Source organism: Micromonospora sp. NBRC 101691, assembly GCF_030269285.1.
Lineage (GTDB): Bacteria > Actinomycetota > Actinomycetes > Mycobacteriales > Micromonosporaceae > Micromonospora > Micromonospora echinospora.
In genome coordinates this window covers 1-12,163 of record NZ_BSTB01000036.1, presented here as the reverse complement: position 1 = coordinate 12,163, position 12,163 = coordinate 1, and the positions used below count along the sequence as shown (strand labels likewise).

Annotated in this window: 9 protein-coding genes and 10 tRNA genes; 5 read left to right on the top strand and 14 right to left on the bottom strand. The window is 70.5% G+C overall.

Annotated features, from left to right (window positions below):
* Positions 1 to 47: 47 nt before the first annotated feature.
* Positions 48 to 1,253: a 4-hydroxyphenylpyruvate dioxygenase gene (gene hppD / locus QSK20_RS31320; RefSeq protein WP_285792221.1), complete on the bottom strand. Its 1,206-nt coding sequence runs from the start codon at positions 1,251 to 1,253 to the stop codon at positions 48 to 50.
* Between the two features lie 112 nt (positions 1,254 to 1,365).
* On the opposite strand from hppD, the gene QSK20_RS31315 reads away from it, so the two are divergent.
* Together QSK20_RS31315 and QSK20_RS31310 are read left to right on the top strand one after the other, a co-directional pair.
* Positions 1,366 to 1,899, top strand: coding sequence for an Lrp/AsnC family transcriptional regulator (locus QSK20_RS31315; RefSeq protein WP_285792220.1), 534 nt, complete (start codon positions 1,366 to 1,368; stop codon positions 1,897 to 1,899).
* A 124-nt stretch (positions 1,900 to 2,023) separates the two neighbouring features.
* On the top strand, positions 2,024 to 2,755 hold the full coding sequence (locus tag QSK20_RS31310; protein ID WP_285792219.1) for a D-Ala-D-Ala carboxypeptidase family metallohydrolase: 732 nt from the start codon (positions 2,024 to 2,026) through the stop codon (positions 2,753 to 2,755).
* Positions 2,756 to 2,880: 125 nt separating this feature from the next.
* On the opposite strand, the gene QSK20_RS31305 is transcribed toward QSK20_RS31310, so the two are convergent.
* The gene (locus QSK20_RS31305) at positions 2,881 to 3,876 is read right to left on the bottom strand and encodes an ArsR/SmtB family transcription factor (RefSeq protein ID WP_285792240.1); all 996 of its coding nucleotides are present in this window, start codon (positions 3,874 to 3,876) and stop codon (positions 2,881 to 2,883) included.
* Between the two features lie 71 nt (positions 3,877 to 3,947).
* Here QSK20_RS31305 and QSK20_RS31300 point away from each other — a divergent pair, with 71 nt between their 5' ends.
* The 3 genes from QSK20_RS31300 to QSK20_RS31290 all read left to right on the top strand — a co-directional run bounded on the left by QSK20_RS31300 (position 3,948) and on the right by QSK20_RS31290 (position 8,539).
* Entirely contained in the window at positions 3,948 to 5,225 is a 1,278-nt protein-coding gene (locus tag QSK20_RS31300; protein ID WP_285792218.1) for an MFS transporter, read from the top strand.
* A gap of 97 nt (positions 5,226 to 5,322) precedes the next feature.
* The gene (locus QSK20_RS31295; protein ID WP_285792217.1) at positions 5,323 to 6,759 is read left to right on the top strand and encodes an outer membrane protein assembly factor BamB family protein; all 1,437 of its coding nucleotides are present in this window, start codon (positions 5,323 to 5,325) and stop codon (positions 6,757 to 6,759) included.
* 112 nt (positions 6,760 to 6,871) lie between these two features.
* Positions 6,872 to 8,539 carry a fumarate hydratase gene (locus tag QSK20_RS31290; RefSeq protein WP_285792216.1) on the top strand — a complete coding sequence of 556 codons (1,668 nt, stop codon included), beginning with the start codon at positions 6,872 to 6,874 and terminating at the stop codon, positions 8,537 to 8,539.
* 72 nt (positions 8,540 to 8,611) lie between these two features.
* On the opposite strand, the gene QSK20_RS31285 is transcribed toward QSK20_RS31290, so the two are convergent.
* The 12 genes from QSK20_RS31285 to QSK20_RS31230 form a co-directional block, all read right to left on the bottom strand.
* The gene (locus QSK20_RS31285) at positions 8,612 to 10,459 is read right to left on the bottom strand and encodes a hypothetical protein (RefSeq protein ID WP_285792215.1); all 1,848 of its coding nucleotides are present in this window, start codon (positions 10,457 to 10,459) and stop codon (positions 8,612 to 8,614) included.
* Positions 10,460 to 10,648: 189 nt separating this feature from the next.
* Positions 10,649 to 10,719, bottom strand: a tRNA-Cys gene (locus QSK20_RS31280).
* Positions 10,720 to 10,730: 11 nt separating this feature from the next.
* A tRNA-Arg gene (locus QSK20_RS31275) sits at positions 10,731 to 10,803 on the bottom strand.
* A gap of 1 nt (position 10,804) precedes the next feature.
* A tRNA-Tyr gene (locus tag QSK20_RS31270) sits at positions 10,805 to 10,890 on the bottom strand.
* Between the two features lies 1 nt (position 10,891).
* Positions 10,892 to 10,963 (bottom strand) — tRNA-His (locus QSK20_RS31265).
* Between the two features lie 32 nt (positions 10,964 to 10,995).
* Positions 10,996 to 11,068, bottom strand: a tRNA-Asn gene (locus QSK20_RS31260).
* Between the two features lie 5 nt (positions 11,069 to 11,073).
* A tRNA-Glu gene (locus tag QSK20_RS31255) sits at positions 11,074 to 11,148 on the bottom strand.
* A 4-nt stretch (positions 11,149 to 11,152) separates the two neighbouring features.
* A tRNA-Val gene (locus QSK20_RS31250) sits at positions 11,153 to 11,225 on the bottom strand.
* Between the two features lies 1 nt (position 11,226).
* Positions 11,227 to 11,305: transfer RNA gene (locus tag QSK20_RS31245), tRNA-Met, on the bottom strand.
* Positions 11,306 to 11,307: 2 nt separating this feature from the next.
* Positions 11,308 to 11,379: transfer RNA gene (locus tag QSK20_RS31240), tRNA-Lys, on the bottom strand.
* Positions 11,380 to 11,423: 44 nt separating this feature from the next.
* A complete protein-coding gene (locus tag QSK20_RS31235) occupies positions 11,424 to 11,942 on the bottom strand; it encodes a hypothetical protein (RefSeq protein ID WP_285792214.1) in 519 nt (172 codons plus the stop codon).
* A gap of 38 nt (positions 11,943 to 11,980) precedes the next feature.
* A tRNA-Lys gene (locus tag QSK20_RS31230) sits at positions 11,981 to 12,040 on the bottom strand.
* Between the last annotated feature and the right edge of the window lie 123 nt (positions 12,041 to 12,163).

Below are 12,163 nucleotides of genomic sequence, written 5' to 3'. Positions count from 1 at the left end.
GCCGGTCACCGTCCACCCGGTGGACGGCGACCGGCCCGGTTGATGACTCAGAGGTTGCCGCGCAGCTCCTGCTCGCGCTCGATCGCCTCGAAGAGGGCCTTGAAGTTGCCCTTGCCGAAGCCGAGCGAGCCGTGCCGCTCGATCAGCTCGAAGAAGACCGTCGGCCGGTCCTGCACCGGCTTGGTGAAGATCTGGAGCAGGTAGCCGTCCTCGTCCCGGTCGACGAGGATCTTGCGGGCCTTCAGCTCCGCGATCGGCACCCGCACGTTGCCGATCCGGGCCCGCAGCTCCGGGTCGTCGTAGTACGAGTCCGGGGTGTCCAGGAACTCGACGCCGGCGGCCCGCATCGCGTCGACGCTGGCCAGGATGTCGTTGGTGGCCACCGCGATGTGCTGGGCGCCCGGCCCCTGGTAGAACTCCAGGTACTCGTCGATCTGCGACTTCTTCCGGGCGACGGCCGGCTCGTTGAGCGGGAACTTGACCTTCCGGGTGCCGTTGGCGACCACCTTGCTCATCAGCGCCGAGTAGTCGGTGGCGATGTCGTCGCCGATGAACTCCGCCATGTTGGTGAAGCCCATCACCCGCCGGTAGAACTCCACCCACTCGTCCATCCGGCCCAGCTCGACGTTGCCGACCACGTGGTCGACCGCCTGGAAGAAGCGCTTCGGCTGCACCCCGGCGTCGATCATGGGCTGCCGGTCCACGATCGGCCCCCGGGCGACGAAGCCGGGCAGGAACGGACCGGTGTAGCGGGAGCGGTCGACCAGGGTGTGCCGGGTGTCGCCGTAGGTGGCGATCGCGGCGACCCGGACGGTGCCGTGCTCGTCGGTGACCTCGTGCGGCTCCAGCAGGCCGGTCGCGCCCTGGGCGGTGGCGTGCGCGTACGCCGCGTCGACGTCCGGGACCTCCAGGGCGATGTCGGCGACGCCGTCGCTGTGCTTGGCGACCAGGGCGGCGTCCGGGGCGTCGGGGCGGACCGCGCCCCGCAGGACGAACCGGGCCGAGCCGCTGGTGAGCACGTACTCGGCGTAGTCCCGGTAGCCCTGCTCCGGCCCCCGGTACGCCACGCAGGTCATGCCGAACGCGGTGGAGTAGTAGTGGGCGGCCTGCTTGGCGTTGCCGACCAGGAAGCCGACGTGGTCGAGTCCGCGCACCGGGAACGGGTCGTGGCTGATGTCGTGGTCGACGGCGCCGACGAGCGCGTCGACGTCGACCTCTTCGGTCGCCGTGGGTCGGTCGATCGCCTGGGTCATCGTGGACTCCCTCCGTCCGGGCCTGTTCTGGCGAGGATGGCGGGCGTCGACGGGGTGGGCAACTGTCAGCATCAGGGCTGGTCAGCTTGCACATTTGGTAGGGTTTCCACCCGTGACCACTGGTCAAGGTGTACAGCTTGATGGGCTCGATGCGCGCCTCATCGCTCTACTCGCCGCCGAGCCGCGGATCGGGGTGCTGGAGTGTTCCCGTCGGTTGGGGGTGGCCCGCGGGACCGTGCAGGCCCGGTTGGACAAGTTGGTCGAGCGGGGCGTGGTAACCGGCTTCGGGCCGGACATCTCGCCAGCGGCCATCGGATTCGGTGTGACCTCGTTCGTCACGCTGGAGATCAGTCAGCGGCAGGGGCATGATCCGGTCACCGCCCACCTGGCCGGAATTCCGGAGGTGCTGGAGGCGCACACCATCACCGGCTCCAGCGACGTGCTCTGCCGGATCGTGGCCCGGTCGAACGCCGACCTCCAGCGGGTCATCGACCAGATCGTCTCCTCGTCCGGGATCACCCGAGCGTCCACAATCATCGCGTTGGCCGAGCAGATCCGGTACCGGGTGCTGCCCCTGGTCAGTTCGGCTGCGACCGGAGACCGGCCCGTCCGACGGGTCGGGTGGCCGGATCCGGAGCGCGATTGACATCCTCTCCGCCCTGAAGGACGGAGATTCCCTCCACGCTTTACTGTTCCGTGACCCCAGAGTCTTACGTATCTAAATGTATGGTCGACCGGTCAGCGATCATGTAACGACATGGGGAGGGCCAGTGCCCAAAATTGTCCTGAGACTACTTGTCGCCGCCGCGATGACGCTCGGCATCTCGGTCGGCACTGTGGTCGTCGCGACCGCTCCGGCCCAGGCCGATGGGTGCTACACCTGGAGCCGGACGCTGAAGGAGGGCGCCAGCGGCGGGGACGTCCGGCAACTGCAGATCCGGATCGCCGGTTACCCGGGCTACAACGCCACCCTCGGCCTTGATGGCAAGTTCGGTCCGGCCACCGAGGCGGCGCTGATCCGGTTCCAGAAGGCGTACGGTCTGGCCGCGGACGGCGTGGCCGGAGAGCAGACGTACCGCAAGATCTACGCTTTGCAGGATTCCGACTGCACCCCCGTCAACTTCAGCTACGGAGAGCTGAACAGGTGCAACTCGAGCTGGTCCGGGGGAGCCGTCTCGGCCACACAGGCGAAGGCGAACGCTCTGGTCGTGATGTGGAAGCTCCAGGCGCTGCGCAGGGCGCTGGACGACCGGCCGATCCAGATCAGCAGCGGTTTCCGTAGCCACGCCTGTAACAACGCGGTGGGCGGCGCGTCGACCAGCCGGCACCTGTACGGAGACTCGGCTGACCTGACCGGATCGCCGTCGCTCTGCACCCTGGTGAAGCAGGCCCGCTACCACGGTTTCCGCGAGATCCTTGGCCCTGGTTACCCGGGGCACGGTGACCACGCCCACGTCGCCCACGACCCGGTGAAACTCTGGTCCGCCAGCTCCTGCTTCTGATCACCCCGATTTCGGACGGGCGCACCGACGTGCGCCCGTCCGGGCTGTCGACGGGGTACGCCCGGCGGACGGCGTACCTGTGACAGTGCCCTGATCGAGGTCGGTTCCGGGTGCGCGGGGTGCGGTCAACCGGCGTCCTCACCGACGAGGGCGTCGCCGAGCGTGGTGCGGGCGTACCGGACCGCCCGCCCGGTGCGGGTGCGGGTGACCAGACCGGCGTCACGCAGCACCGCCAGATGCCCGCCGACCCCACCCAGGGTCAGGTCGAGCTGCCGGACGAGCTGGCTGGTGGTGGCGGGTGCGGCCAGGGCCCGTAGCACCGCCGCCCGGGTGCGGCCGAGCAGCCGGTCCAGAGCGTCCGGCGGCCGGTCCGGGTCGGGCGGGCCGAGCAGGTCCACCACGCCGGAGGCGCGGTAGACCAGCGCGAACGGCCACGGCGGCTCGACATAGTTGATCATCATGCCGAAGACGGTCGGCACGAAGAGCAGCCCCTTGCCGCCGAGCGAGTAGACGTCCGGCTGTCGGTCGGCCACCACGATGGCGCCGAACGGGCCACCCGGATCCCAGCTCAGGCGGGGGTCGAGACCGGCCACGGCGGCACCCCAGCCGTAGGTGACCAGCCGCCCGGCGCGCTGGACGACGTCCCGCTCCAGGATGGTCCGCAGCCGGGGCCACTCCGGCTCGACCAGCGTCGCCCAGACCGCCTCGACCGCGTCCGCGAGCCGGTCCACCACGTCCGGTGAGCGGAAGATCCGCAGCGCGTACGCCGGCGGGGTGCGGTGCCCGACGAGATTGCGGGCCAGTTCCTCGCGGGCCTGACCCAGCGGGGTGGCCCGGACCGCCGCGATCTCGTCGGCGAAGCTCCGCCCGGTGCCGGCCGGCGGCGGCTGGATGAAGTCGGCGTTGTAGCCGCCCCGGCGCAACAGGGCCAGCAGCGCCCCCACCGCCGGCACCTCCCGCCGCAGCCGCTGGTACGCCGGGCGGACCCGGGCCGTCCACGGCGCGAGCCCCGGCACGCTGTGCTGACCGGCGCACAACCGGAGCGCCGACATCGCCTCGCCCAACGGCGAGATGGCGTACCGGCTGGCCGCGATGTCGGCCGGGGTCACCTGGATCCGCACGTACCGGGCCACCTTTCGTCCTCAGCCGAAAGGATAGAGCGTCCGACGGGGTCCGGACAGGATGGCGTCCCGTGACCTCAGCCCGCACCACCACCGCACCACCTGTCGCGCCGGACCGGCCGGCCACCTTCCGGGACGTCTTCGCCGTCGCCGAGTTCCGGGTGATCTTCGCCAGCTACGGCGTGTTCCTGATCGGCGAGACGGTCAAGATGCTCGCCCTCTCCGTGCTGGTGTACGAGCGCACCGGATCCGGCCTGGTCGCCGCGCTCGCGTACGTCACCGGGTTCCTGCCGCACGCGTTCGGCGGGGTGTTCCTGCTCGCCCTCGCCGACCGGTGGCCGCCCCGTGCCGTGATCGTCGGCTACGAGCTGGTCCGGCTGGCCCTCGTGGCGGTGCTCGCCGTCGGGGTGCTCCCCCCGGCCGGCATGCTCGGGCTGGTCTTCGTCGTCGGCCTGTTCGGCCCGGTCAGCAGCGCCGCCCGGACCGCGCTGCTGCCGGAGATCCTGCACGGCGACGCGTACGTGCTGGGACGCTCCCTGCTCACCGTGGCGTCCGGCGGCACCCAGGTCGTCGGGTTCGCCGTCGGGGGCCTCCTGCTCGGCATGGTCGGGCCGTACGGGGCGCTCTGGCTGACCGCCGCCACCTGCGCCCTGTCGGCCCTGCTCGTCCGGGTCGGGCTGCGGGCCCGCCCCGGGCGGAACCGGCGCGACCCGGCCCGGACCGACGGGACCGGCCCGGCCCGGACGGGCGCGGTGCGGGAGACCTGGCGGGGGAACCGGGAACTCCTCGCCGACCGGCGGATCCGGGGACTGCTGCTGGCCCAGTGGCTGCCCGGCTCGATGCTGGTCGGGGCCGAGGCGGTCGCCGTGCCGTACGCCGCCGGGCTCGGCCCCGGGGCGAGCGCGGGCGTGCTGCTGATGGCCGGGGCGTTCGGGATGCTCGTCGGGGACCTGGTGGTCGGGCGGTTCGTGCCGCCGGCCGCCCGCGAGCGGCTCAGCCCGTGGCTCGCGCTGCTGCTCGGCGTACCGGTGCTGGGGTTCCTGTTCCGGCCCGGCCTGGTCGTCGCCGCGCTGCTCTTCGCGGTGGCCGCCGCCGGCTTCGCCTACCAGCTCGGACTGGCCCGCCGGTTCCTCGACGCGGTGCCCGAGTCCCGGCGCGGCCAGGCGTTCGGGCTGACCAGCACCGGCCTGATGACCGCCCAGGGACTCGCCGCGGCCGGCGGCGGCGCGCTGACCGAGGTGACCGGACCGGCGGTGGCGATGGCCCTCGCCGGGGTCGCCTCGCTCGCCGCCACCGGGGCGCTGTGGCGGGTCCTCACCCCGGAACCGTCGCCCGTCCGTCCGGATTAGTTCACCGACACGGCCGTACGGAGGGCACCGGGGCCGCGTCGACCTGGCTACGGTGTCCGTTGTGGCTCAGCAGGGCGGCCGGTGCGTCATTTGCTACGTGATCCTCGCGTTGATCGCGGTCGTCGTGCTGACCCTGACCGGGGTGTGGAATCCCTGGCCGGGGGTGTGGGACGCGGTCAACCGCAGCCGACCCATCTCCGAGCCCGACGTGACCTGGCAGCGCCGCATCGGCGGCACCCCGAAGAGCGTCACCGTCGCCGGGGACACCGTCGTGGTGGAACAGCGGACCCGGGTGGAGGGGCTCAGCCTCGCCACCGGCGCACCCCTGTGGGAGCGCAAGGCGGACTGGGCGGCGGTCGCCGGGAGCGGTCGCGACGCGGTCGTCGCGGTCGGCAAGCTGCTGGTCAAGGGGTACGAACTGCTCGACCCGGCAACCGGCGCGGTGCGCCGCCGCGACAACGAGGCGGTGGCCGTCTGGACGTACCGGAACATGGTGCTGGACGCCCGCTGCGCGCAGGCCACCGACTGCACGGTCAGCGCCTGGGAGGTGCGGGGCAGCCGTCCGCTCTGGACGGCCTTCCTGCCCGGCGTGGAGAGCGGCTTCTTCGCCGACAACCCGGAACTGCTCGGTACCCGGCGACTGACCGGCCTCCGGATCGACCCCGGCGTGGCCGGCCCGGAGGCGGTGCCCGCCCTGCTCGGCTTCCCGGTCGACGGCCGGGTGCACGTGCTGGACACCGCGACCGGCCGGGTGGTGCGTGACATCGAGCCCGGCCGGGAGGAACGGCTGGTCGCCGTCGGTGGGCGGCTGCTGCGGATCGAGGCGAAGTCGGAGGACGGCACCTGCTACTTCACCATCTCCGGCCGGGACGCGAACACCGGGCGGGAGGTGTGGCGGCGGGCCGGGATCAACCTGCGCACCGCCGACAACGCCGGCTGCGTGCAGCGGGAGGACCCGCAGGGCGCGCGGAACGTGGTGGTCGGGGTGGCTCCGGACGCCCGGGAAACGGTCGTCGACGCCTACGACGGACGACTGCTCTGGGTCGGCGCGGCCGGGGAGAAGCTCGTCGCCGTCGACGACCGCCACCTGCTGGCCCGCTCCGCGGACAAACGCTCGATCGTCGGACGGGAACTCGGCGTCGACCGTCCGCGCTGGACCCGGCGGTCGGCGGAGAAGACGACCGGGGCGCTCACCCCGTACGCGGCGGTGCTCAGCGAGGACGGTCCCTCCCGGGCGGTCGCGCTCGACCCCCGGACCGGCCGGGAACTGGCGAACCTGCGTACCTCGGCGAACGTGCTGGCGGTCGGACCCGGTGGCATGGTGATCGGCGAGGGGCGGGAGATCGGGTACGTCCGGTTCGCCGGAGCCCCCGGCGGCGCGCCGGCGGCCGGCGACGACGGTTCCGGCCGGAACTCCGGCGACGGTTCCGACGGGAACTCCGGCGACGGCCCGGGACGCGGCCCGAACCCGGCCGCGAGCTGCGGTCCGAAGGGCGAGAGCTGCCCGGAGCCGGACGGCGGCAAGGACGGATGAGCGGGGGTGACCACCGGGACGGGTGGCGAAAGGCGGCACGGATGAGAGCGGTGTCGCACGACTCACCCGGCGGGTACGACGACGCGGCCCGACTGCCCTAGGCTTTCCGCTCATGAGCAGTGCCGCCGCGTTCACCTACGCCCCCTTGCTCCCGGTCGGTGCCGACCAGACCGAGTACCGGCTGGTCACCGACGAGGGCGTCGACGTCGTCAACGGTCCGGGTGGCCGTCGGTTCCTCACCGTGGACCCGGCCGCGCTCACCGCCCTGACCGCCGAGGCGATGCACGACATCGCACACTTCCTGCGCCCGGCCCACCTGGCCCAGCTCCGGTCGATCATCGACGATCCGGCGGCCTCCCCGAACGACCGCTTCGTCGCGCTGGACCTGCTGCGCAACGCGAACATCGCGGCCGGCGGGGTGCTCCCGATGTGCCAGGACACCGGCACCGCCATCGTGATGGGCAAGCGGGGCCGGCACGTGCTCACCGACGGCACCGACGCGGAGGCCATCTCCCGGGGCGTCTTCCAGGCGTACACGCGGCTCAACCTGCGCTACTCGCAGCTCGCCCCGCTCACCATGTGGGAGGAGCGGAACACCGGCAGCAACCTGCCGGCCCAGGTGGAGATCTACGCCGAGGACCCGGACGGGCACCCGGACGCGTACAAGTTCCTCTTCATGGCCAAGGGCGGCGGCTCGGCCAACAAGTCGTACCTCTACCAGGAGACCAAGGCGCTGCTGAACCCGACGCGGATGATGCAGTTCCTGGAGGAGAAGCTGCGGCTGATCGGCACCGCGGCCTGTCCGCCGTACCACCTGGCCATCGTGATCGGCGGCACCTCCGCCGAGTACGCGCTGAAGACCGCCAAGTACGCCTCCGCCAAGTACCTCGACGCGCTGCCCACCGAGGGCTCGATGACCGCGCACGGCTTCCGGGACCTGGAGTTGGAGGCCGAGGTGCTGGAGCTGACCCGCAACTTCGGCATCGGCGCGCAGTTCGGCGGGCGCTACTTCTGCCACGACGTACGCGTGGTCCGGCTGCCCCGGCACGGCGCGTCCTGCCCGGTGGCGATCGCGGTCTCCTGCTCGGCCGACCGGCAGGCGGTCGCCAAGATCACCCCGTCGGGCGTGTGGCTGGAGCGCCTCGAAACCGACCCGGCCCGCTACCTGCCCGACGTCACCGACGAGACGCTGGAGACCGAGGAGGTCGTCCGGGTCGACCTGAACCGGCCGATGGACGAGATCCGCGCCGAGCTGTCGAAGTACCCGGTGAAGACCCGGCTCTCGCTGACCGGCCCCCTGGTCGTCGCCCGGGACATCGCCCACGCCAAGATCGCCGAGCGGCTGGACGCGGGCGAGCCGATGCCGCAGTACCTGCGCGACCACGCCGTCTACTACGCCGGCCCGGCCAAGACCCCCGAGGGGTACGCTTCCGGCTCGTTCGGCCCGACCACCGCCGGCCGGATGGACGCCTACGTCGAGAAGTTCCAGGCCGCCGGCGGCTCGATGGTGATGCTCGCCAAGGGCAACCGTTCCGCCCAGGTCACCCGCTCCTGCCACCAGCACGGCGGCTTCTACCTCGGCTCCATCGGCGGCCCCGCCGCCCGGCTCGCCCAGGACTGCATCAAGCACGTCGAGGTCCTGGAGTACCAGGAGTTGGGCATGGAGGCGGTCTGGAAGATCGAGGTGGAGGACTTCCCGGCCTTCATCGTGGTCGACGACAAGGGCAACGACTTCTTCGCCGAGGTCACCAAGCCGGTCCTCACCGTCGGCCGACGCTGACCCACCGGCCCACCGTTACGCCGACGGGGCGTCCGGCCATCGCCGGACGCGCCCCGTCGTGCGTGTCGCGCGTCAGCTCGGCTTACTGGCGTAGAACGTTCCGGTGAAGGTCTCCGAGACGGCTCCGTCAGCGGTACGGCTGTAGACGGTGATCCGGTAGATCTTGGACGTCGATGGCGTGTAACTCATCGAAGCCGAGCCGTCGGGTCCGGCCGCGACCGTCTGCGTGGGGCCGAAGGCGATCGAGTAGACGTACTCCGTCACACCGGGCATGCCCGGCTGGAAGACGAAGGTGCCCGGCGTTCCGGCAGGTGCCCCCGTCAGCGGCGTGTTGATCGGGTACTCGACGGAGCTGACGGTCGGCTTGGTCGCCAGGTGGAAGCGATGGTTGGCCTCGCCGGACGGGAGGTTGTCGGCGGTGCGGCTGCGCACGTAGACGTCGTTCCAGCCTGCCTTGGCGGGGACGATGGTGACCGTGGCCGTGCCGTCGGCCGCGCTGGCCACCGTCTGTTCCGGCCCGTCGTTGAGCCGGTAGGTGTACTCCACGACGTTCTCCATCCGCGGCTGGAAGGTCAACGTGCGGGCCTCGCCGAAACCTGCGGTCGGGTTGCCGTCGACGATCGTCGGGCTGGTGGTCCGTACCCGGAAGTAGTGGTTCGTGACCGCCGAGATGTTGCCCGCCCGGTCCAGGGCCCGGACGGAAAGATACTGCGACCCGTCACGTAGCGGCGCGATGGACACGGTGGCCGAACCACCTGGTCCGTCGGCGGCCACCTCGGTGAACGCCCCGCCTGGCAACGAGTAGCGATAGCGCACCGTGTCGGTGCTGCCGTTGGCGCCGAACGTGAACTCGCCCGGGATGCCCGGTCCGCCGTACGAGTCGTTCTCGTCCGGGTAGTCGGCCGAGCTGACCGCCGGCGATGCCGGCGAGGTGGTGTCGACCGTGAACCGGCACTCCGGCGACCAGGCCGAGACGGCACCGTTCGGGTCGGTCGCCCGGACCACGAAGACGTAGGTCCCGGCGTCGGTCAGCAGCCCCGCCGGCACGTCGTGGCGGAAGACCGAGCCCGAGGTCTTCTTCCCGGTCGTCGACTCGGTTCGTTCCGCCGGCCGGTCGGCCGGCCACCAGGCGAACGTCGCGGTCAGTTGCTCGGTGTGGATCGGGGCGTGGTCCGGGTCGGTCAGCACGGCGGTGAGGTACGGGGCCGCTTCCGGGACGAACATGTCCGTCGTGCAGGGGCGGCCGAGGACGCTCAACGCGCCGGGCGTGTTCGGCGCGCCGTTGACGTGCAACGAGAGACCGAGCGGCTTGATGTGGCGGCCGTACTGCGCGTCCTGCTCCAGATCGCCGGCGACCCGGACCAGGTAGGTGACCGAGTCCCAGCCGGCCGTGACCGCCTGCTGGAGCGCCGGGGTGATCACCGTCTCGAAGGTGCTCGCGCCGCAGGGAGCGCCCGGCGCGAGGTCCGCGACCTTCTCCCGTACGGTCGGGGCGTCCCGCCAGGTCGGCGCGGTGACCGGGGTGTCGGTGCGCCAGAGTTCCAGCGCACGGGGCTTGTCACAGTCGTTGACGGATGCCTCCCCGGTGATGGCCCCCGCCGAGATGACCTGCTTGCCGTGGTACGGCGTCAGGTCGAAGGTGAAGTAGACCCGGGACGGTTCGCCGCCGTCCCCGTCCTCCCCACTGCCGACCAGTGCACTGCCGGTGAACGGGAGGGCGGTGGTGGGTTGGCCGGAGTTGACGACGGTGGCGCTGGTCGCGTCGAGGTAGGTGTAGAAGCCCGCGCTGGCGGGCTGAGCGCCACCGACCAGGGCGGCCGGGACGGCGAGGAGGGCGGCGAGGCCCGTGACGACGGCTCGGCGAGCTGCCCGGCGTAGGCCGGCAGCGGGACCGGTCAGACCCCCGTGTGGATCTAACAAGATGGAAAACCTCCGAGGTGGAGCGATTGATTAGATGATCGTAACTATCTGGCGACGCCCTGTCGCCAGGGTTTCGCTCGTCGAAGACGTAGACGAACTCCATGGCGTCGGGCGGGCTGGTGGTGAACACGGCGTCGCCGGTGGTGCCCCACGTCTACCTGGACATAAACTCCACAGTGGATGGCATCGAGGCCGTGCGGGGAATCGAACCCCGGTATGCGGTTTTGCAGACCGCTCCCTGACCACTCGGGCACACGACCATGGCGACACGCACCCCCGGCAGAGTTCGAACCTGCGGCCTCCGGATCCGGAATCCGGCGCGCTTTCCGCTGCGCTACGGGGGCTTGGTGGAAGTGGAGAGATTCGAACTCCCTGAGCGTCAACGCCCCCGGGTTACAGCCGGGCCACCTAACCATCGGTGGCGCACTTCCATGGGGTGACTGGCGGGACTCGAACCCGCGACAACCCGGGACCACAACCCGGTGCTCTACCACTGAGCTACACGGGCGGAAACGGGGCCGTGCCCCGAGGGAACGCTCCGGTGGCAGGACTCGAACCTGCACTGTACGGATTAACAATCCGCTGCCCTGCCAGTTGGGCGACACCGGAATGAGTAGAGCCGACGGGATTCGAACCCGCACACGTCCGGATTGAAAGTCCGGCGACTTTGCCACTTCGTCTACGGCTCCACGGTGCCCGGAAGCGGAATCGAACCGCTGACCTCTGCCGCGTCATGGCAGCGCTCCACCGACTGAGCTATCCGGACCTGGTGGCGGGGGCAGGATTCGAACCCGCGATCTCCGGCTTATGAGGCCGGCGAGGACGACCTAACTCCTCTACCCCGCAAGTGCGCCGCCAGGGAATCGAACCCCGGACGTTCCGATTAAAAGTCGGCAGCTCTGCCACTGAGCTAGCGGCGCGTGATGGCGTGCCTCGCGCTGGAATCGAACCAGCGACACACGATTTAGGAAAGTGCTGCTCCATCCGCTGAGTTAGCGGGGCTTGACTCGGCCTCGGCCGCCCCGCCGGGCGTAATACCGTTAAGGCGAGCAAGAGCGGCAACCTTCCACCACCCGAAGGCCGCGGCCGTCCTTCGCTGGTGGTCGTTGGCGCATACGACATCGCACTTCTCGACTTCCTGCATGAGCTTGCTCCACGAAACGTACTTCATGCCGAAGCCCGAGATGTCGAACAGTTTGTCGCGCTGGTGGTCGAACTGTAGAACTAGTGGGTCAGTTTCGCCGCAGTCGACGCAGGGATTCGCCAGCAGGTATTCCAGAATCCACTGCTGGATGCGCTTACGCCGACGGGCGGTCCACTCGGCCCGCTTAGGGTTGTGTCGATCCTTCGTCCGCTGGTAGTAGTCGGCGTTGACCGCGCGCCGGCAGGGCTTGCAGTACCCCTGCCGGCCATCGGGCATTGCCCTGTTGAGACTGAACTCTTCGATCGGGAGTTGCTTCTTACACCGCCCACATGTCTTCATCGCCAAGAATTTTGCCAGGTAGGTACGACATGGAGTGCGCCGCCAGGGGATCGAACCCTGCTCCCCGGATTAAGAGTCCGGTGCTAAGCCACTCAGCTGTCGGTTCCGCCTGAAAACTGACCACGTGGTTCCGGCTGAATCGGGACCACCTCCTGAAGCATCGGGAGGTGCTGAGCGTGGAGGACTGGGCGGAGATCCGGCGGCTGCGGCGGTCGGAGGGT